Source organism: bacterium 336/3 (assembly GCA_001281695.1).
Taxonomy (GTDB): domain Bacteria; phylum Bacteroidota; class Bacteroidia; order Cytophagales; family Thermonemataceae; genus Raineya.
The window spans coordinates 1,284,536-1,304,398 of the sequence record LJIE01000001.1 but is presented as its reverse complement, the minus strand read 5'-3'; the positions used below and the strand labels follow the sequence as shown (position 1 = coordinate 1,304,398).

Below are 19,863 nucleotides of genomic sequence, written 5' to 3'. Positions count from 1 at the left end.
CTGAAAATTATTGTTCTAAATCTCTTTTACAGATACCCAAGTGATGCTCTACATGATAAATCGTAAAATACAACATTTCTCTGATAGTTACTTTACCTAATAATGGATGTGGTAAAATAAATGTATCTAGTTCTTGTTCTGTGTAGTTTTTTATCTTCTGATTCAGTGTATCAACAGTTTTTGAAAGTTTTTTACACAAAAGTTCTTTTTGTTCTACTTTGATAATTGGAGGCACAAATCTGCCTGTTGCCCTTGCTCCATTTTGTAATTTATCTTGATATTTTTTTACGAGCTCATCATAACTTTTAGAAGGTCTGTTAGCTTTTCCAAAAAGCATTTTCAATACAAAATTAGGCAACGAAAAAGCTAAGTTTAAAGGGCTTACAGCTCTACAAATATGCTCTAATTGTTGCCCAGCAGACCATTTTTCTTCTTTTCTGAAAATAAAGCTATCATCAGATAAACCAGTAATATAATGGATAAAAATCTGATGTTTTTGTTCTAATTGGCTGATAATCTCTTGTTGGTTCATGGTAGTTTTATTAAAATATACAAAAGCCTTGCAGAATGATTCTACAAGGCTTTAAATTTCAAATTAATCTCTATCTTTAAGCCAATTTACAATCGTTGGGCTCAGTTCGTTTTGCGAACGTGCACCCACAAACACTCCTATATGCCCGCCAGGGAATTTATAAGTTTGTACATCTTTAGAGCCTATATGTTTTTCTAAAGGAATTGAACAAGGAGGAGGGACTAAATGATCTGCTTCTGCATAAATATTGAGAACTGGCATGGTTAGGTTTTTCAAATCTACTTTATGTTTTCCAACTACCAATTCCCCTTTGATAAGTTTGTTACCTTGATATAAATCTTTGATAAACTGCTTAAAACACTCACCAGCTTGATCAGGGCTATTAGCAACCCATTTCTCCATTCTCAAGAAATTCATGAGTTTCGCTTCATCATCCATCATATCCACTACAGAAGTATATTTTCTGAATTTACTCATGGGTTTAAGCATATCAAAACCAATGTTAAGCATTTCGCCAGGCATGATACCTCCATTGTTTTCAATCATTTTATCTACATCCATATAAGTTGACCACTGAAAAAGTAAGCCTTCTTTATTGGAAAAGTCTATTGGTGCAACCATCACCACCAAATTCTTAATTTTATCAGGATTAATAGATGAATAAATTGTGCTAAACGTTCCACCTTGACAAACACCTAATAAATTTACTTTGTCTATTTTGTGTTCTTTTCGGATATAATCTACACAGCCACCAATATAACCATTGATGTAATCATCCATAGAAGTATATCTATCTGCTCTTGTTACATAGCCCCAATCAATGATATAAACATCCAATCCCAAATCTAAAAATTTACGGATAACACTTCTATCAGGTTGCAAATCCATCATATCCTGCTTATTTACAAGAGCATACGAAATAAGCAAAGGTGTTTTAACAGTAGCTTTCGTTTTACGTTTGTAACGATATAAGTTGATTTTACCATCATTCCAAACCAAATCTTTGGGGGCTGTGGCAATATCTATTTCTTCTACATCATATAAAATTTGATAGCTTTGAGCCAATTTTTCTGTTCTTTCTTTATATTTTTCTGAAAGTGAAAGCAATTGTTCTGGTAACATGGTTTAGTCAGTTTAGTCAAAATACAAGAATTACTTTGTTTTTCCACGTTTGGTGGCAGTAGAAGTCGTTTCAGAGCTTTTTTGTTCTTCTGGACTATCTACTATTTTCTCAAGATTTCTGATTTTACCTCTCAATTCGTGAATAATTGCATTGAGTTCATCTATTTCGGAACGTGGAGCAATCGGAAGAGGCTCTAAAAGTATTTCAAGTTGTTTTTCAAAACGATTTTTAATAGATGTACTCACAGACATGGACTCTGCTTGTAACTTACTAAATTCTACACTTCTATAAAGTTCTATCATCATGGGTTCTGTGGTATCCATCCATGTATTGAAGAAATCTTCGTAAGTGATTATCTTGCTGGGGTCTTTGCTTACTTTTTCAAGTACGGTTTTCAATGTTTTTTCCATTGATTTTTGAGCTGCATTCTGAACAAGTTTTTGCATTTCATTTGATTTTACATAATAATGTGTATAATCATCTTGCATCTCAATACTCAACTCTAAGAGCTCTTTTTCTTTGCTATCTGGTAACATTTTCATAAAAGGAGCTACTCCTTTTTTCATTTTACCCAATGCCTGATACTGTGTTTCTTGCATTTGGCTAATCATTTCAGGAAATTTCTGAGATAATTTTTCCAAACCTCCACCAGTCTGCTGATTGATGCTATCTAACAATTTCTTGGTAAAACCTGAAACTTCTTCTAAAAAATTGGATGATTGTTTGGGTGTAATGCTTCCAAAAACATTACTGACAATTTCGTTATAATGATCTAAACTAAAATTATTCATAAATTCTTGAAAAGCAGTCTTTTTAGGCTTTTTACCCACATTGATTTGCTCCAAGATAGGTTGCCACAACTCATACATTTTCATGTAGTTTTGAGAAAAAGTCATGATATTGCTAAACGTTTCTGCTACATCATTTCTTTGTGGGGCTTGTCCTGCAAAGGGTTTTCCAAACTGATTGTTCCACGAACCATACATTTTGCTCCATTGCTCAAAAAGATTCGCTTCTTTGCGTTTGGGGGCAAGTTGCTCAAAAAGAGATTGTACGTTTTCCATCCACATTTTGCCCATTTCCATCTGCGACTGCAACATTTGTCCAAAAAACTCTGGCGTACCTGGTTCAACTTTTTTGGTCTGTTCGGGTTGTGTCCATTGCTTGAAAAAATCTTGATAAGCCTGCATGGGCGTTGTATTTTGCTCTTTGAGATCTTTTGTCCAATACTCAAAGAAGTTGTAAGGTTTGTTCATGGATACTAAAAGTTTTTCCGAAATATACAAAGTTATGTGGATAAGTACAGAAAATAATATGATTTTTTCGTGAATACATAATACTTTATTAAGATTACAAGCCCAATAAAATTTGGAAAAATTTCTATAAACTGTTTTTTGTATGGCTTATCAAATTTTTTTCTAAAAATTATTGTTACATAAGTACAATTTACCATTTTCCAAAACGTTTTAACTTTTTTAAAATACTGATAATGAAAACATTTATTGTAAGTATATTTTTCTCAATGATAGCTTTTGGTTTACAGGCACAAGATGTAGAGGTGATTAAAAAACCTCAAATGATGCAAATGCTCACACCACAAGATAACAGTATTTACGTAATTAATTTTTGGGCTACTTGGTGTGCTCCTTGTGTTAAAGAACTGCCTGCTTTTAAGCAATTTGCTGAAAATCATAAAGATGTAAAAGTTCTGATGATTAGTTTAGATTTTGCAGAAGACATTGAAAAAACAAAAAAACTGCTGAATAAAAAACAAATTGGTTTCAAAACTTATTTATTAGATGAAACCAAATACGATACTTGGATAAACGATGTAGAACCCTCGTGGCAAGGTGCTATCCCTGTAACTATTATTTTAAAAGGCAAAAAACGTATTTTCATCAATGAAGAAACTACTCTTGAAACCTTAGAAAGGAAAATCAAATCTATTCAATAAATTTCTTATCAAACTTAAACTCAAAAAAATATGAAAAAGCTATTTGCATCCATGAGTGTTTTGGCAATGGCATTACTTTTATTTGTAAATGCTACAAATAAAGGTGGTTACAAACCTGGTGACAAAGTCAAAGACTTTAATTTAAAGAATATTGATGGCAACATGGTTTCTTTAAAAAGTATGAAAGATGTAAAAGGTGCTATTGTGGTTTTTACTTGTAATCATTGCCCTTTCTCAAAAATGTATGAAGACAGAATCATTGCTTTAGACGCTCAATTCAAATCAAAAGGTTATCCAGTTGTAGCAATTAACCCCAATGATGTAAAAGCTGAACCAGACGATTCTTTTGAAAATATGATTGTAAGAGCCAAAGAAAAAGGTTTTACTTTCCCTTATTTGGTAGATGAAACACAAGAAGTTGCTACTACTTTTGGAGCAACCAATACTCCTCATACATTTGTTTTAGAGAAAGATAAAAAAGGAAACTTTGTAGTTCGTTACATTGGTTCTATTGATGATAGCCCTAAAGATGCCAGCAAAACAACTGTAAAATATGTGGAAGATGCTGTAAACAGCCTTTTAGGTGGCAAGAAAGTAGAAAAAAATCAGGCAAAAGCCATTGGTTGTACCATTAAATGGAAAAAAGCTTAATTCATTAACATCCTGAAACTTTTTAATCCCTAAATCTTGAAGGTTTAGGGATTTTTTTTAGCTTTAAAGCCACAGCAATCAAAACTTGGATTACATACGATGAAAATACTTTGGCTTACAGAAAATTACCCCCCCAACAGAGGTGGAATGGCTCAATCTTGTGATAGAATTGTTTTCAATTTACGAAAAACAGGTGTAGAGATAGATTTGATTCACTTTACCCAACATACACCCGAAATCAAGATAAATCAAACCCAACTAGGCAAAGATATTTTATTTCCTACTGATGAGGATCTAGCCCATACGTTTAACTATCTTTTTAATTTTTTAGAAAATTATATAGCCAAAGAAAAACATACACATTTAGCAGTTTTTGGTGGATACGCTACCATGTTTTTTGCTCCTTTTCTAAGTAAAATATTTAACTTAACACTGATAACCTTACTTCGTGGAAATGATTTTGATGCAGGCTTATTTTCTCCAAGACGCAAACAAATAGTGGAAGATTGTTTGCTTCAATCTTCTCTTATTTGTTCTGTCAGCAAGGATAAAATATTTAAAATAAACTATTTATACAAAACACTAAACACTGTTTATACTCCAAACGGTATTGATTTAGAGCATTGGCAAGTGCTTCCTTTAGATTTGCAACATGCTGAAAATTGGAGAAAAACACATATAGATTACTCACATAAGGTTATAGGCTTATTTGGACATTTGAAAGAAAAAAAAGGTGGTCTATTTTTCTTACAAGAAATTTTAAAAGCAGATATTACAAGTAAAATTCATTTACTGATTGTAGGTGAAATGCAATCTGAAATGAGAGATTTTTTAATTGCTGAACCTGAGTTGCGTTATACACATTATGAGTTCATTGATCGTTATGCTTTGCTTGGCTACTATCCTGCCTGTGATGCAGTAGCTATTCCTTCATTTTATGATGGTATGCCCAATGTACTTCTAGAATCTATGGCTTTGGGTATTCCTATTATTGGGTCAAACGTGGCAGGTATGGCAGATGTGTTATCTGATGAAACAGCCTTTCTATTTGAAGCAGGAAATGGAGAAAGCTGTCGGGAAGCTTTATACAAGTTTGTCAATACAGACGTGAAATCTTTAAAAAATATGGGGAATTTATGTTTACATTTGGTAAAAGAGCGTTATACACATATACATGAAACACAAAACTATAAGAAAGCCTTTGAAAGTATTTAAACCTTATAGGTTTGATATTTTTAATAGTTGATAATCAGCTTATACACTCACTATCACACTTAAAACCTATAAGGTTTTTATTATTAAGCACTTAATTTAAATATATGCAAACACATCTGGCAGAATGTACCACATCGTTGAAAAATTTGAAAGAAGAAGCTTCTTTAGCTTTTCAAAAACTTTCTGAAAAACAATTGAATTGGAAACCCGTACCCAAAGCGTGGTCAGTGGCAGAGTGCATGCACCATTTACTCATTGTATTTGATAAGTATGAGCATTCTGTAGAAAGTGGTTTGGCTAAAGCTGAAAAAATAACCAGTCCAAAAAGCTATAGAACCAGTTTTCTTGGGAAAATATTTTTAAATTTTGTAAAACCTAATTACAAAATTAAAACTCCTTCTCCTTCAGCTTTGCATCCAACTCAAAGCACTTATTCTAAAGATATTGTTTTTGAGTACATTACTTATTTAGAGCGTGTAATTTATTTTGCTCAAAAAGCACAAGATTTGTCTGTGGATATTAACAAAGTCAAAGTACCTTCTTCTGTGAGTAAACTTATTAAATTTAATTTGGGAGATTACTTTAAGATTGAGTTATGGCACAATTTAAGACATTTTAATCAAATGCTTCGAGTTTGTAACGAACCCGATTTCCCAAGAGGGTAAAAGTCTATTTCAATCTTTCTGAATATTCCAATCAGGGATATAAATTTCGTAGATTTCAGGGGTATTTTTATATCTTTCTTGGAAGGCTTTTAATTCTGCATCATTAGGGAACAAAATATGATATTTTTCGCCTGTTTTCGAGAAATACACTTTGCCTTTACTACTATCCATGCCTTCCCAATAAGGATATTTTGTTGCTTCCATGATGGTTTTGGCAACGTTTTTTGCTATTCCTTTCTTAAAAACTACTACCAAACTGGGTGTTTTTTCGAGTTTGGGCAATTGGCTGTCTGTTAAAAAATTATAATCTTTGGTGGTCTGTTCTTTGGCTTTTACAAGCCCTTTATCTCTATCTATACGAGCTGTAGGTTCAGAAATTGCTTTTTTTTCAATAAAACCAGATACTCCTACTCTTTTACCCAGAAATCTATAATCCCATTCTTTTAAACCATCTATATAAAATATTTCTCCTTTTTCTGTCATAATGCAAGCTATATCATCTTCTTTTCTCGAAACACCTACTATTTTACCAATATTAGCATTTTGGGCTATCCCTATTATTTCAGATTGAACCTTTATATTGGTTTTAGAAACATTTAATAAGTACTTTTTTCGCCCTCCTTCCGAACCTGCTTTGTATTCGCCTTTTTCATTTACAAGAGGCTCTTTTTGAGTTATTCTAACGATTTCAACACCTTCTAAAACAACCATTTTACCAACCAAGTCATCAGTCCATGTAGCCCAATTCCCTTTTCTGTCATCTATAAAATATGTTTTGCCTTCGTTTATCAACACAGCCCCTAACTTAGCATTTTGAGCTATCCCTTTGAATGTTTTAGGGGTTAGTAATTCTCTGATTTGTGTATAAACTTGCAGAGGTGTTGTTTCTACATTTTTGGGTGGATAGATTTGTTCCAATTGCCCTCCTATGCCTTCTAAGGTTACAACCTTCAAACCAAAATATTGAGCATTGGCATAATAATATTGCCAGTTACTTTCATTGTATGCTACATTTTTAAGCTCTATTTCTCGCCAAGGCTGATGTAAAGCAAACTGAATAAGAGGTGTAACTTCTTTTCCATTCTTTTTGATAAATTCCTCTTCTGTAGATTTTTGAATGACCTCTTTTGATGCATTGATTAAATTCAGATTTGTTTTCCAGACTTTGTATCTGGCTCGAATTGTAAATTTTTGAGGAAAAGATTTTTTATCATCTTCTGTTTGTACAATTTCCCAGTCTTTGGGTAATTTTTGCTCAATATCTGTAATAATCCAGTCTGTACGGATATCGGAAGGTGATATGCCATTTTCTCGCATACTTGGTACATTATCAACTCTTTCTTTATTATCTTTGAAGTATGCCATCATTACTCGATTCATTTCGGCATAAGCATAAGCATCTTCTTGGGTATCAAATATCTTTTCTACCCTTACAATTTCTCGATGATGGGTTGTTTTTCCTAATTTTACTGTAATTACCTGCCTTTGTACTTCTATTTCATTAGGTTCTTTACATGTATAAAGCAATGCATATTTCCAAACAGGTTCTCCGTTTTTATCAGGTCTTTTGGATTTGATAGCCACATTGATTTCGTAGATAAAACGGCAAGGCAATAATTCATCCATATTATTTTTGGTTTGGGCAAAGCTCATAGAGGTATGCAAGTAGAAAATCATTCCCAAAATAAACCTACCTATCCATTTTTGAAGTATCATAATTTTATGGTTTTTGAGCATTGAGCCATGTTTCAACGGCTTTTTTCTCTTCTGCATTCATTTGTAAGATTTTGCTTGCTACCATTACTGTAGGCGTAACACCCTCTTCTATCACTCCTGTTCCTTTATTTCTGCTTTCTGCATGAATAGCAGTATTTTGTAAGCCTTTTTTTAGTAATACTTGTATTTCTTTGTATTGAGCTTCTGTTATCTCCTTTTTGAAAGGCTTTCCACCATCATACATTCCCGAAGAACTCATTTCTTTGGTTACAGGCTTGTATTCTATGGTTTTATCTGAAATGAGCCATATATTTGCAGAGCCATCTGCATAGATGTAAGAATAATTTTTAGGTAGATTCTTAAATTTTGCAATTTCTACTAATTTACAGAATTTCTCTTCATATTTTTTCAAATCGTTAGCAGACTTTGTAAGAGGTGTTATTCCTTTTGGGTTGCTTACAAAAAAATAACTGTAATTTTTCTTGGAAAAAACGATTTTGGGCGTTCCATCTTGTTCCAAAGCCTCCAATTCATAACCATCTTCCAAAAGAACTTTATTATTTTCACTTAGTTTTTTAGCTGTTTGTTTCTTCCATTGCACATAATGATATGCCATTTCAAAAGTGTCTTCTGTGTAACAACTACTCATATTTTGCCCTTTACAAATACTACTGATACCTAATAATGCTAAAATAAAATATTTTTTCATAAAATTATTGGTTTTTGATTTGAATTTACCACAAAAATATAGCCAAAACTTATTAAGTTTTGGCTATCAGAAAACGTAGTGTATATTTAAGTTCTGTATATCACTTTCACAAATAAAATATTTATAAAAGCTTCTATTTTTTTGTACTTGGCTCAGGATTAATATTTTCATAATCCATAGAAAAAATCACACTTGTTATTTTCCATTGTTCATTAATTTTGACAAGCCCCCAGCTTTCTTTACCCCAATTTAGTTTTTGTTTGTTTCCCCAAAAACTATAATCAAAAGTTACAGAAGCAATTCTCCCATCTTCAATAATTTCTACATTATAGAATTTTTCTTCACAAGATGTAAAGCGAAGAATTCCACGAAAAAACTCTTTGTAAGTACTTATAAAATGAGTTGGAGTCTTACTATTCTGTTTTAGTATGGCTTGTTGTGTTTTTTCTTTAAAAATACCAACCCAAGTTACAGGTTCATTATAAAATAAAGAATAAAATTTAGTACTGTCTTTTTTTGTGAGACACTCCATAAAGATGTTTAATACATTTTGTATTTCCTGTTTATCATTTGTTGTTTGTTTTTGACCAAACAATGATTGAGAGAACAACAAAATTGCGAAAATGAAAGTAAATCGTATCATGTTTTTATATTTTTAAGTCTTTTTATGCTTGCTAAATATGGTGCTTTAGTTGGCTAACAGATACACATACTTTTTACCTTTGGAGGTAGTTGTTACCATCTTATCTTTTGTGATTTCTTCTATCATTTCATAATCTTCTTGCCCTGCTGTATTGGTTGTCAATTTTTTATTATTTTCTGAAAGTTTCCAAGAGCCTGTTTGAGCTGGACTACTAGGTATCGTTACAACAAGAGAACCATCAGCTTTGTATTCCAAATTCACTTGTGAAAAAACCTGTACAAGCATTGCTTTTTGTCCTTCTACTTGTTTTGCTTGTTCTGCATTTTGTTTTTTGAGTTCATTGATATAGTCTTCCACCATTAAATTTGCTGTTTGGGTATCAGGCTTCCATTTTTTTAGAAGTAACTGAGTAACATTATTGGTGGTTGTAGTTCTTGGGCTTCCTATCAGTATTTCTATTGTTTTTTTAGGATTGATAAGTCTTAAAGATGGATTTTCAGGAAGATTATCAGAACCTTTTTCAATCAAGTCTATCACTTCTTTAGGGCTTAGAGAAGGTTTTAAGGCTAATATTTTTGCTGCAAGATTTGCCACATTGGGCGAAGCCATAGATGTTCCTGAGAACTTTACTTTATCGCCACCAGGCACAAAACTTTCCACTTCAAAACCATTGGCATAGAATCTAACGCTTTTTCCTTCTGTAGTAAAAGATGTCTTTTTACCTTCATTATCCACAGCTCCTATGGTTATCAGGTTAGGAAGCCCTTGAAATGAAGCAGGAATGTATTCTTCAAAGCCTGCATCGTTGTTTTCGTTACCAGAGCCACAAATAAATAAGATTTCGGGAGCTGATTTAAATGCTTCGTACAAAGCTTTTTTCTCTATTTCAAACATTTCTCTTGCCATTTTCTTACGTTCTTCATCATTCTTTCCTACTCCATTCAAAGAAAGAATTCCTTCATAAGCAGATACTCCATATCTCCAACTCATATTCACCACTTTTACATTATTTTCTTTGAAGTATTTGATGACCTCTTTATACATATTTGCTTGAAATTTCGCATGAGCCAAGGTATGTGGAGGAGGCAAAGTTTTATAGTCCCAACCCATACGAGCAGTCAGCAAACGAGCAAAAGGATTGTCTTTGATGGTTATACCTGCCACATGCGTTCCATGTGCATAGTTTCCATAAAAACCCAATTCTTCTTGAAAATCTTTCACTTGATCAGGTTTTAAATTAGCCATGGTTTTACGAACTTCTGTTACCTCAGGACTTTCTATACCTGCTTGTAAGTCCATGAAGCCTTTTGTAAGCAGTTGTAAACGTTTAATATCTGTTTTGATTTTTCCTTGTGGGTTTTCAAGCAACAAACCATCATTTTTATATTCTATCAAGCTATATCCTACACCATTTTTACCTTTTTTATCTTGATAAACAACGTTTTTTGGAAAAATATTGACATCTACGCCACTATCCCAAACAGCTACTACTACCGATGTACCTTTTTCTGATGTGCTTAAAGTCACATCACGTTCTGACCAAATGTCTTTTTTAACTTCATTTACTTTATTCTTTTCATAAATTTCATTCAAAACCTTGAGCATTTCAGGAACAAGAGCAGCTCTTTCGTCCAAGACAAAACGAATTCCTGTAAAACTTGATACAACGCTTTCAGGTACTACATTTTTATTATTGTCTAAAAAAGGCTGAATTTGACTTTCTAAACTGGAAGTAATTAAATTTGGATTAAAAATACTCAAGCTTCCTCTTGCAGATTCCAACTCATTTTTGATTTCGTTGTAAGGCAAGTTTTTCCAAAGAGTTGCGTATTCTTTAGAAAACGTTTGTTTAAATGCTTCAGATTTTTTGTCTGAATTTTGTTTTAATGTTTTTGCATAAGCCTGTAAAAACAACCCTGTTGTCAGTTTTTCAGATTTCTTATCTTCCAAATCTTGTATTTTGGGTATAAAGGTAAGGGCTTTGTCATAATCTTTTTTGAAAACATAGCCCATCATAATGGTTTGATAGTATGCCTTCAATGTAGCTTTATCTGTAATTTCGTATTTTTCTAAATCTCCTTCAAGATTTTTGATAAAAGCATTGTTAAGTGTATTGAGTTGGGCTACATCATTGACAATTTCGGTTGCTTTGCCCTTAAGCGTTATTGATCGACGAGGCAGGTCATCTGCTTTTGTGATTTTTATTTTTTGAGCCATCAGCCACTGATTACCAACAAAAAACAAAATAAGGCTGGTTATTTTAAAAACTTTTTTCATATAATCTAGATGGTTAAAATTATGCAATCATGGTTAAAAATGTAGTATCTGCACCACTTTCAGTAGAAATAGAATGAAATAGATAGAAGAGCAGAAAATCGAATAAAATGGGTACTTCTCTTTGAGTTGTTATTTTTGTACTTATTTGATTATTTTGTGTATGCAATCCATAAGCAATAAGTTCTTGCTCACCTTCAAAAATGACATACTCAGCCAATGGGTTATTACGGATTTCTAAACGATACTTTCTGCCTTCATAATCAACTATCCAATCATTAGAATACCATTTTTCAACATCTACCTCCAAAACAACTCTTCCATTGTTATTTTCTATTTGGATTTTATTTTTCCAAAAACCTTTCCTCCTAATCACATATATTTCATTATTGATCACAGCATTGGCTATGTTTTGTAAGCCACTCCACTCAAGAGTCAATATCCCTTTTGTTAAGTCATTTACTCTAAAGACATATTCATTATTTTTTAATTTTTCCCATTTTTTTGAGAGTTCCATAATTTTAGCTGTTTTAAAGGTTAATATATTAATTTGAAAACATTCACCCCAATAGCATAACCATAGGTTTTATCTTTTTCTTTATATATTCTAATTTTGTTACAAGCCATTCCTAAATCTATCTTTTCCCAATTTTTGCCTCCATCTGTGGTTTTATAGCCACTTCTTACGGTTCCTACATAGCCTGTATTTTCATCTAAAAAGCCTATTCCAAATTCACGAGCTTTTGAGTCTTGACAAAGATTAATTTCTTTCCAAGTTTTTCCGCCATCTATGGTTTTTGCAATTCTTTGTTGTTTGACGGTTGTATCTGGATTATAGCTCTGAATAGTTACATAGCCTACTTTTTGGCTTGGAAACGATGCTTTCCAAGTTGTTTCGTAGGGTCTATCAGATTGGTAAACTTTTTTCCAAGTTTTACCTCCATCTTTGGTTTGCAAAATAAGAGCATTGGATTTAGCTATGTCGGCATCAGTAGTTGCACAAGCAAAGCCCTCTTTTTTATTAAACATTTTGATATCGAAAAGCATTTTGGCATTTGCATCTAAGCTTGAAGACTCAAAAGTTTCGCCATTATCATGCGAAACCATCATCATGGCAGGGCTACCTACACGCCCCACAGCATAGATATGGTATTTATAGTCTATTTTTCCATGATTGATATATTGCTCTTTTACAATATCAATAGCACACAAACCTTTTACATAAGCTCCTTTATAAACCACAGGCTCCCATGTTTTACCACCATCTTTCGTTTTGTAGAGGGGAATGGTGTCTGTTACATTCGGGAAATAGTCTGTACCTACTGTACCTGCAAAGCCTTTGAGACTATCCAAAAAAGCCACACAACGAAAGAATGTACCCTTTTTCTCAATTTGTTTCTCCCAATTTTTACCTCCATCACTGGTTTTATAAATTTTTCCATAACCATTGATATACCAGCCTTTGTTTTCATCAATAAAACAAATATCATCTTGCTTTCCTGCATAAGGTTCTGTTGTTAATTTTTGCCAAGTTTGAGCATTTGTAATGCTGATTAGCAACGAAAAAAGTACAATCAGTTTATTTTTCATAGGTTTTTGTTTTACATTTTTTAACGTTTTTATTTTCTGAGAAAACGCCCGTTGCAAGTAATAATCCAAATGAATTGAACATCAAAGCAAAAGGTACTAAGGATTTATCAAGAATCATGGCTGTAATACAAACTACCATTAAACCTATGCCTGCACCTACTTCTGCTGGGTGGGGTTTAGAAAATTTCCATTTCATAGTTATAGTGCGTTATAAATGCGTTTCTTTTTTTCTTCGTTCATTACAACCATTTTTTTAGTTGTTAATTCTACGATTTCACTAATACTTTCTTTACCTTGTATATCTTTCCTGATGATTTTCTTACCATCTTCACTGATTTTCCAAGTACCTGACTGAGGGTTGTTAGGAACATCGATGTAGAATGTATAATCTGCCTTGTATTCCAAAACTACATCTAGAAGCATTTGCTCAAGAAATTCTCTTTGAGAAGCTAATTGTTCAGCTTGTTGAGTATCTTGCTTCTTTACTTCGGCAATGATTTCATCCACCATTTCAGGCAAAACACTTTTATCTACTATCCATTTACCTACAATAGTCGGTTTATGGATTTTTTGAGTATTTTGGGCTTTGGCAATCATGGCTCCTACAAAAAAACCTATAATGAGTAGGATGAAGAAGAATAATATTTTTTTAAGTTTCATAAAACCTATATTTAGATATGGTTATTGTAGATTGTAGATAACTTTCCTTTTATCAGTATTAATCACCACTAATTTTGTTTTTGTACTTTCTACAACCTCATTAATAATTTCCTTTCCTGCATTGTCTGTGCGTATTATTTTTTTACCATCATCACTAATTTTCCATTTGCCAGTAGCTTGTGGTCTTCCAGGTATATCAATAGTGTATATATTATCTGCTTTATATTCTACTAAACTCTCACCTACTGTTTGCTCAACTAATTCTCTTTGTTGAGATAGTGCATCTGCTTGTGTAGCATCTTGTTTTCTTGTCTTTTCAATGATATCATCTACTAACCCAGCTATGCTACTTTTATCAATCTTCCATTTACCCACAATGTTAGCTTGTACATTCTTCTGGGCATTTTGTCCTTTAACAATTGGACTACCTACAAAAAATACTACGACAGTTAGTATTACAACGAATAAGTTTTTCTTGAGTTTCATAAGATTTCTGTTTAGATTCTGTTTCAAAATAACTGGATTCCATTCAGAATCTTTATGAATGAAGCCTTAAATGACTTTCAAGGAAAACTTAAAAAAAAGGTATCGTTTTTATAAAAATTCTTACAACATTCAATATAAATATATGATTATAAGCATTTTGGATGTTTTTCAAAACTTAATAAAAACTTAAAATTACTTATCAGAACCATAAGATATTAGGCTCTTTTACAAGCAATTTTTATCTTTACTTCATGAAAAAATCAGTTTACCATATCATTATTTATTTACTGGCTCTTCCTGCTGGTCTTATTTTTGGGTTACAAGTAGGAACTTTGGGGAAACAATATCAACGAGCAAAAGAGAACTTTGATCTTGATGTGAAAAAATCTGTTGGACAAGCCCAGCAAGTTTTTGCTCTATGGAATAGTCATACGTCTAATACAGAAAACAAAAAGAGTTTTAACGATTTGTATTTTAATACAGATAGTAGTTTTGTTTTCATGACTGCCCAAACAGTTCAAAACTATCCATTGTTAAATTTTAAGCCTGATACACTTTTGCCTAAAATTAGAAAAGAGCAATTTTTGCGTTTTAAACAAGAGTTAGAAACTACACGCCGAAAGGATAATAAGCGTTTGAAGGAGTTTTATTTGTTTAGAAGCATTCAGTATTGTTTGGATTGTGAGAAGCAAGATATAAGTATTGCAAAGGTTTTCCCCTTGGATTCATTATTGAAAGCTCATCTCAAAAAAAATAATATCAATACTGATGTAAAAATAGCTTTCTTTAATACTCAAAGCAAAAAATATTCTTTGTTAAAAAACATCTCTGATTCTCTTGCATTTAATGAGACCAAACATAAAATTCCATTCTCAGAAAAAGAGGAAATCAGAATTGTTTTTCCTCAAGAAAAACAATTTATCTTAAAATCTCTTGTACCAAACATCTTAGCAGCCCTTTTGCTCATTACGATTGCTTTGTTTTGTTTTATTTTAGGTTCAAAGATTTTGGTAAAACAACACAAACTATCCAATCTCAAGAATGATTTCATCAATAATGTAAGCCACGAACTCAAAACACCTATTGCCACCATTTCGTTTGCTCTTGCCAATATTGAACATGAACAGGTACTCAAAGACCCTGAAAAAATCAAACAGCTTGTTAAAGTAATTAAAGATGAAAACAAACGCCTAAACTCTCAGGTAGAAAAGATATTACAGGCTGCTATTTTGGATAATAAAAGTTTAGACCTCAAGAAAGAGGATATTCATTTACACAGCATCATTGAAAACCTTGTTGGTGCTTACGAAATGAAAGTAAAAAATGGAGGAAATATCACAAAAATACTCCATGCTACCCACGACCAAATTATAGGCGATAGCTTTCATATTTCCAACGTGATTTCCAATTTATTGGACAATGCTATCAAATATTCTAAAAATAATATAGATATTGCCGTTAGCACAGAAAACAAAAACAATCAAATCATCATAAAAATTTCTGATAAAGGTATTGGGATTAGTAAAGAAAATCAGGCAATGGTGTTTGATAAATTTTACAGAGTACCTCAAGGCAATACACATGATGTAAAAGGGTTTGGTTTGGGTTTGAGTTATGTGAAAGATGTTGTCGAAAAGCATCAGGGTAGTATTTCTTTGGAAAGCAAAATTGACAAAGGAAGTACATTTACGGTCATTTTTCCCTTGAAAGCATAAACATGAAAAAACGTATTTTACTTGTAGAAGATGATGCAAGTTTTGGCTTGATGCTCAAGTTTTTTTTAGAAATGAATAGTTTTGAGGTAGTTCTCTGTGAAAATGGGCATTTGGGCATAGAAGCCTTCCATGCTCAAGATTTTGATTTGTGTATTTTGGATGTGATGATGCCCCATACAGATGGTTTTACGGTTGCCGAAAATATTCATAAAAGCAAAAAAAATGTTCCTTTTGTATTCTTAACAGCTAAAGCTCTCAAAGAAGACCAAGTACAAGGCTATAAATTAGGGGCTGCCGACTATCTCATCAAACCTTTTGACCCTGAAATTTTACTATTAAAACTCAACGCTCTTTTGCAACTCAAAACAGATAAAACATCTGAACAAAAAATCTACCAAATAGGAAGTTTTAGTTTTGACTACGAAAAACGTATTTTAAACTTAAATCATCAGGAAGAAAAACTAAGCCCCAAAGAAGCCGATTTGCTCAAACTACTCTGTGATAAACAAGGAGAAATCTTGACACATGAAGAAGCTCTTATTAAAATTTGGAAAAATGATGACTACTTCACCAAACAAAGTATGAATGTTTTTATTACCAAACTCCGAAAATATTTAAGTTTGGACAAAAGCACTCTTATTGAAATTGAAAATATACATAGCAAAGGCTTTTTGTTAAAAATTGGATAAAATCAGATATTATTATGAAAAAACACAATATCTCAGAGGACATTATTTTAGGGAAAAATTTGAATGATAGTCTCAAAGAAATTTATAGCCAAGGACTACAACACAAAGCAAATCAAATGTACGATGAAGCCATAGCTTCTTTCAAAAATGTAATCGCTCAAGAACCAAACTTTATGTTTCCTTATTTTGTATTGGGACAATGTTATGTGGAGCTACAAGATTGGCAAAATGTAATTGAACCCTTTGAAAAAGTAAACGAGTTTGTAGATGATGAAGGAGATGCTCATTTTTTTGTTGGTTTGGCAAGTTTTCACTTAAGAACCTACCCTAAGGCTATTGAATCTATAAAAAAATCCATTGAAATTGGCTTAAAAGATAATCGTTTGGACACAGTTTACTATTATTTGGCTGTATCGGAGAAAATGAATGCTCTGACAAATCTACAACTTCCTTTACTTTCCAAATGGGATGGTGCTTTGCAAGCCATAGACAAAGCTATTGAAATCAGTTCCAACGCATTTTATTTCATAGAAAAAGGTAATATTTTAGTAGGTCTGAATGCTTATACAGATGCTTTAGCATTGTATAAAAACATTTATGAACAAGTACAACTCACACACGAATATGGCATTCATGCAGCTTTAGGAATGGCTACTTGTCATAGTGCATTACACTCCTATGAAGAGTGTTTGGAACTTTTACGCCAAATATTAACTGTTGTTCCTCAAATAAAGCCTCAAATGGCACAAGACAGTGGATTTAACAATTTAAGAACAAGCCCTTTCGCTCAAGAATTTGAGAATTTGTTGAAATAAACAGAATGTCATTGCGAGTGTAACGAAGCAATCTTATTATGATAGATTTAGATTACTTCGTCTCATTTCATTCGCCTCGTAATGACGTTTTTTTGTTTACTCCCCTAACATCATTTTTCTTATTTTGAAGTTTCTTAAAATAGAAAAAACTATTAGATTTGTTTGTAACTGATTACTTTAAATCATGGCAAAGCACGAACATTACGAAATTCTTAATCTTTTAGGATATGGTCTTTCTAAATTTGATGATAATTTTATTAAAGAATTTGGGTTTAAAACTAAAACTTCATTTTATGAATATTGTGTAAGTATTGGCATTGCTGAAACCGTTGGCACTATAAAAAATCGAATGGACTTGTTCGACCCTTTTTTTGATAATGATAGAAAAGGATGGTGGCAAAAAGGAGATGCTTATATTCATAGAAAATTACTAATTGATAGCTTATTTGGCAATGAAGATGTAAAAGGTTTTGCAAATATTGTAAAACTATACTTGCAAGATAATTATGGAATCAAAGATTTATTTGTGAAAGTAAAACCTATTACTAAAACAAGGTTTAGGAGTATGCAAGAAACAGGTTTAGAAGCAGAACTTTACTTTATGCATAATTTCAATCAGATTGAGCAGTTTAAAGGTGGAATTATTGAAGATGCAAGAATGTATGGAGATGGATACGATTTCCAATTAGATGTTATAAATCGTACTTTTTTAGTGGATATAAAAGGCATTAGAGCAAAAAAAGGGAAATTCAGAATGACTGAAAAAGAGTTTATAAAAGCTCAAGAGTTCCAAAATGATTATGTTGTAACAGTAGTTTTAAATCTTAATGATGCTCCTACTTTTGTAACAGTAGAGAATCCTGCCCAAAACTTAAAATTTAGAAAAGAAGATAGACCTGCAAAAAACATCATTGAATATCAACTAATAGATGATATATGTTAAGTTATGAACAAAAAGTAGCCTTTTTAGAAAACTATCTACTCACAAAAAATGATAGTTATAGTGATTCCATAAAAGAAGATATTTATTTCTATTTCTTTGAAAGAGAGGTATCACCTGACTTTTTAAATCAATTAAATTCTGAAAAAGAAATAGAGCAAAAAATTGATTTAGTTGTATCTAAAACAATTTTACACGAACATGAAGATGGTTTAGAAGATATAATTCAACATTATCTTTGATAGTGTTATGATTACCAAAATTATATAACTGACTACTAAATTTATGTAACCAGTTACTAAAAATAAATAACTGACTACCAAATTTATGTAACCAACTACTAAATCTATGTAGTCAGTTACTAAAATTATATAGCTGACTATTAAATTTATGTAGCCAGTTACTAAAAATATATAACTCGTTATTAAATTTATATAACTAACTACTAAAAATATATACCTGACTACCAAATTTGTATAACCAATGAAGTGAATTTGGTACATATTTTGATAAAAACATATATAATCAACTAAACCTCTATTATTATGGCTTATCAAAATATTTCACAAACGGTTTCAGGAGACGAAATCAAGAAAATTAAACAAGCTATTGAATCTATTTCAACAGCGTTACCCTTTTTAGTAGCACTTACCACAGACGAGAAAAAGTCTTTGGTTAAATTAGGCTCGAAAAGTGTAGATTTTGTAAAAGATTGTAACAATGTAGCTCAAAACTACCCCCAAATATTACCTTCGGGCTTTGATGCTGGTGAGCTTGCCAAAGATAGCAAACTGTTTGAACAACTTTCGGAGCTTCGTTTACTCCTCAATACACTCAATGAAAAACTCAACGACACGACTACTGCCGTAGGTAACGAAGCCATGAAAGCCTCTTTGACAGTTTATGAGTATGTAAAAACGGCTGCTAAGTCGCAGGCAGGGCTTAAAACCGTTTCCGAGCAACTTCAACAACGTTTTAAGGGGCAAGGCAAAACCAAAAAAACAACTTAATTACAAAAGGGGCTAAAAGCTCCTTTTTTTACTTCAATTTATCTTTGAGCATCTCTCTCAAAAATGCTATTTCTGTTTCCAATTTTTCTATCTGCTTTTGATAGAGTTCTCTTTCTTCTTTGCTTAAAGAGTATTGATTATTGATAGTAATATTTTCAGCATAATTACTATTATTACTATTAATTTCATTATCTGTATTATTATTGTCCCCTGAATGATTTACATTAAATCTTTTGTCATCAGTGAGGTAATGCAAAAAACTTACAATATCCATTTCGTAGGCTTCGGCAAGTTTATCTATTTGTTCTAAGTTTAGTTTGCCTTCGCCTGTTTCCAGACGGCTGTACGAGCTTTGTGATACCTGCAAGAAATCGGCTAATTGCTCTTGCGTATAGCCATATTTTTCTCTTAATTTTTTAAGTTTTTGAGCAGATTCGAGCATATTTGTAAGTTTTCTGTAAAATTATTCAAATTTG

At 32.1% G+C, this 19,863-nt stretch carries 20 protein-coding genes and 3 pseudogenes; 10 read left to right on the top strand and 13 right to left on the bottom strand.

Going from position 1 to position 19,863, the window contains the following annotated elements:
• Positions 1–7: 7 nt before the first annotated feature.
• The 3 genes from AD998_06135 to AD998_06125 form a co-directional block, all read right to left on the bottom strand.
• A complete protein-coding gene (locus AD998_06135; GenBank protein KOY85789.1) occupies positions 8–532 on the bottom strand; it encodes a hypothetical protein in 525 nt (174 codons plus the stop codon).
• A gap of 63 nt (positions 533–595) precedes the next feature.
• On the bottom strand, positions 596–1,654 hold the full coding sequence (locus AD998_06130) for a poly-beta-hydroxybutyrate polymerase (GenBank protein ID KOY85788.1): 1,059 nt from the start codon (positions 1,652–1,654) through the stop codon (positions 596–598).
• A gap of 30 nt (positions 1,655–1,684) precedes the next feature.
• Positions 1,685–2,911: a hypothetical protein gene (locus AD998_06125; protein ID KOY85787.1), complete on the bottom strand. Its 1,227-nt coding sequence runs from the start codon at positions 2,909–2,911 to the stop codon at positions 1,685–1,687.
• 317 nt (positions 2,912–3,228) lie between these two features.
• On the opposite strand from AD998_06125, the pseudogene AD998_06120 reads away from it, so the two are divergent.
• The 4 genes and pseudogenes from AD998_06120 (at position 3,229) to AD998_06105 (ending at position 6,140) form a co-directional block, all read left to right on the top strand.
• A pseudogene (locus AD998_06120) lies at positions 3,229–3,609 on the top strand (hypothetical protein).
• A 30-nt stretch (positions 3,610–3,639) separates the two neighbouring features.
• Positions 3,640–4,260 (top strand): redoxin, encoded by a 621-nt coding sequence (locus AD998_06115; protein KOY85786.1) that lies wholly within the window; start codon positions 3,640–3,642, stop codon positions 4,258–4,260.
• A gap of 99 nt (positions 4,261–4,359) precedes the next feature.
• Positions 4,360–5,352, top strand: a pseudogene (locus AD998_06110) (hypothetical protein).
• A gap of 227 nt (positions 5,353–5,579) precedes the next feature.
• On the top strand, positions 5,580–6,140 hold the full coding sequence (locus AD998_06105; protein KOY85785.1) for a hypothetical protein: 561 nt from the start codon (positions 5,580–5,582) through the stop codon (positions 6,138–6,140).
• 9 nt (positions 6,141–6,149) lie between these two features.
• On the opposite strand, the gene AD998_06100 is transcribed toward AD998_06105, so the two are convergent.
• The 9 genes from AD998_06100 to AD998_06060 form a co-directional block, all read right to left on the bottom strand.
• The gene (locus AD998_06100; protein ID KOY85784.1) at positions 6,150–7,877 is read right to left on the bottom strand and encodes a hypothetical protein; all 1,728 of its coding nucleotides are present in this window, start codon (positions 7,875–7,877) and stop codon (positions 6,150–6,152) included.
• Entirely contained in the window at positions 7,861–8,565 is a 705-nt protein-coding gene (locus tag AD998_06095; protein KOY85783.1) for a hypothetical protein, read from the bottom strand. The genes AD998_06100 and AD998_06095 overlap by 17 nt, the downstream gene beginning before the upstream one ends.
• A 133-nt stretch (positions 8,566–8,698) precedes the next feature.
• Positions 8,699–9,208 (bottom strand): hypothetical protein, encoded by a 510-nt coding sequence (locus tag AD998_06090; GenBank protein KOY85782.1) that lies wholly within the window; start codon positions 9,206–9,208, stop codon positions 8,699–8,701.
• A 45-nt stretch (positions 9,209–9,253) separates the two neighbouring features.
• Positions 9,254–11,485 carry a hypothetical protein gene (locus AD998_06085; GenBank protein KOY85781.1) on the bottom strand — a complete coding sequence of 744 codons (2,232 nt, stop codon included), beginning with the start codon at positions 11,483–11,485 and terminating at the stop codon, positions 9,254–9,256.
• Positions 11,486–11,504: 19 nt separating this feature from the next.
• Positions 11,505–11,999: a hypothetical protein gene (locus AD998_06080; protein KOY85780.1), complete on the bottom strand. Its 495-nt coding sequence runs from the start codon at positions 11,997–11,999 to the stop codon at positions 11,505–11,507.
• A gap of 20 nt (positions 12,000–12,019) precedes the next feature.
• Positions 12,020–13,072 carry a hypothetical protein gene (locus AD998_06075; protein KOY85779.1) on the bottom strand — a complete coding sequence of 351 codons (1,053 nt, stop codon included), beginning with the start codon at positions 13,070–13,072 and terminating at the stop codon, positions 12,020–12,022.
• Positions 13,062–13,268, bottom strand: a complete 207-nt coding sequence (locus AD998_06070) for a hypothetical protein (protein KOY85778.1) — start codon at positions 13,266–13,268, stop codon at positions 13,062–13,064. The genes AD998_06075 and AD998_06070 overlap by 11 nt, the downstream gene beginning before the upstream one ends.
• Positions 13,269–13,270: 2 nt before the next feature.
• Complete coding sequence (locus AD998_06065; protein KOY85777.1) at positions 13,271–13,732, bottom strand: hypothetical protein; 462 nt, start codon at positions 13,730–13,732, stop codon at positions 13,271–13,273.
• A gap of 21 nt (positions 13,733–13,753) precedes the next feature.
• Positions 13,754–14,218, bottom strand: coding sequence for a hypothetical protein (locus AD998_06060; protein KOY85776.1), 465 nt, complete (start codon positions 14,216–14,218; stop codon positions 13,754–13,756).
• Positions 14,219–15,105: 887 nt separating this feature from the next.
• Here AD998_06060 and AD998_06055 point away from each other — a divergent pair.
• The 6 genes and pseudogenes from AD998_06055 to AD998_06030 all read left to right on the top strand — a co-directional run bounded on the left by AD998_06055 (position 15,106) and on the right by AD998_06030 (position 19,387).
• Positions 15,106–15,933: pseudogene (locus AD998_06055) on the top strand (hypothetical protein).
• A gap of 2 nt (positions 15,934–15,935) precedes the next feature.
• Positions 15,936–16,622, top strand: coding sequence for a hypothetical protein (locus AD998_06050; protein KOY85775.1), 687 nt, complete (start codon positions 15,936–15,938; stop codon positions 16,620–16,622).
• A 14-nt stretch (positions 16,623–16,636) separates the two neighbouring features.
• Positions 16,637–17,437 carry a hypothetical protein gene (locus tag AD998_06045; protein ID KOY85774.1) on the top strand — a complete coding sequence of 267 codons (801 nt, stop codon included), beginning with the start codon at positions 16,637–16,639 and terminating at the stop codon, positions 17,435–17,437.
• 184 nt (positions 17,438–17,621) lie between these two features.
• The gene (locus tag AD998_06040; protein ID KOY85773.1) at positions 17,622–18,380 is read left to right on the top strand and encodes a phenylalanyl-tRNA synthetase subunit alpha; all 759 of its coding nucleotides are present in this window, start codon (positions 17,622–17,624) and stop codon (positions 18,378–18,380) included.
• Positions 18,374–18,619, top strand: coding sequence for a hypothetical protein (locus tag AD998_06035; protein ID KOY85772.1), 246 nt, complete (start codon positions 18,374–18,376; stop codon positions 18,617–18,619). The genes AD998_06040 and AD998_06035 overlap by 7 nt, the downstream gene beginning before the upstream one ends.
• Before the next feature lie 303 nt (positions 18,620–18,922).
• The gene (locus tag AD998_06030) at positions 18,923–19,387 is read left to right on the top strand and encodes a hypothetical protein (GenBank protein KOY85771.1); all 465 of its coding nucleotides are present in this window, start codon (positions 18,923–18,925) and stop codon (positions 19,385–19,387) included.
• A 28-nt stretch (positions 19,388–19,415) separates the two neighbouring features.
• On the opposite strand, the gene AD998_06025 is transcribed toward AD998_06030, so the two are convergent.
• Positions 19,416–19,829 (bottom strand): hypothetical protein, encoded by a 414-nt coding sequence (locus AD998_06025; GenBank protein KOY85770.1) that lies wholly within the window; start codon positions 19,827–19,829, stop codon positions 19,416–19,418.
• Positions 19,830–19,863: the final 34 nt, after the last annotated feature.

Bases quoted from the DNA above. Each gene is read 5' to 3' on its own strand.
- AD998_06135 (KOY85789.1), bottom strand. From the start codon at position 532: ATGAACCAACAAGAGATTATCAGCCAATTAGAACAAAAACATCAGATT.
- AD998_06130 (KOY85788.1), bottom strand. From the start codon at position 1,654: ATGTTACCAGAACAATTGCTTTCACTTTCAGAAAAATATAAAGAAAGA.
- AD998_06125 (KOY85787.1), bottom strand. From the start codon at position 2,911: ATGAACAAACCTTACAACTTCTTTGAGTATTGGACAAAAGATCTCAAA.
- AD998_06115 (KOY85786.1), top strand. From the start codon at position 3,640: ATGAAAAAGCTATTTGCATCCATGAGTGTTTTGGCAATGGCATTACTT.
- AD998_06105 (KOY85785.1), top strand. From the start codon at position 5,580: ATGCAAACACATCTGGCAGAATGTACCACATCGTTGAAAAATTTGAAA.
- AD998_06100 (KOY85784.1), bottom strand. From the start codon at position 7,877: ATGCTCAAAAACCATAAAATTATGATACTTCAAAAATGGATAGGTAGG.
- AD998_06095 (KOY85783.1), bottom strand. From the start codon at position 8,565: ATGAAAAAATATTTTATTTTAGCATTATTAGGTATCAGTAGTATTTGT.
- AD998_06090 (KOY85782.1), bottom strand. From the start codon at position 9,208: ATGATACGATTTACTTTCATTTTCGCAATTTTGTTGTTCTCTCAATCA.
- AD998_06085 (KOY85781.1), bottom strand. From the start codon at position 11,485: ATGAAAAAAGTTTTTAAAATAACCAGCCTTATTTTGTTTTTTGTTGGT.
- AD998_06080 (KOY85780.1), bottom strand. From the start codon at position 11,999: ATGGAACTCTCAAAAAAATGGGAAAAATTAAAAAATAATGAATATGTC.
- AD998_06075 (KOY85779.1), bottom strand. From the start codon at position 13,072: ATGAAAAATAAACTGATTGTACTTTTTTCGTTGCTAATCAGCATTACA.
- AD998_06070 (KOY85778.1), bottom strand. From the start codon at position 13,268: ATGAAATGGAAATTTTCTAAACCCCACCCAGCAGAAGTAGGTGCAGGC.
- AD998_06065 (KOY85777.1), bottom strand. From the start codon at position 13,732: ATGAAACTTAAAAAAATATTATTCTTCTTCATCCTACTCATTATAGGT.
- AD998_06060 (KOY85776.1), bottom strand. From the start codon at position 14,218: ATGAAACTCAAGAAAAACTTATTCGTTGTAATACTAACTGTCGTAGTA.
- AD998_06050 (KOY85775.1), top strand. From the start codon at position 15,936: ATGAAAAAACGTATTTTACTTGTAGAAGATGATGCAAGTTTTGGCTTG.
- AD998_06045 (KOY85774.1), top strand. From the start codon at position 16,637: ATGAAAAAACACAATATCTCAGAGGACATTATTTTAGGGAAAAATTTG.
- AD998_06040 (KOY85773.1), top strand. From the start codon at position 17,622: ATGGCAAAGCACGAACATTACGAAATTCTTAATCTTTTAGGATATGGT.
- AD998_06035 (KOY85772.1), top strand. From the start codon at position 18,374: ATGTTAAGTTATGAACAAAAAGTAGCCTTTTTAGAAAACTATCTACTC.
- AD998_06030 (KOY85771.1), top strand. From the start codon at position 18,923: ATGGCTTATCAAAATATTTCACAAACGGTTTCAGGAGACGAAATCAAG.
- AD998_06025 (KOY85770.1), bottom strand. From the start codon at position 19,829: ATGCTCGAATCTGCTCAAAAACTTAAAAAATTAAGAGAAAAATATGGC.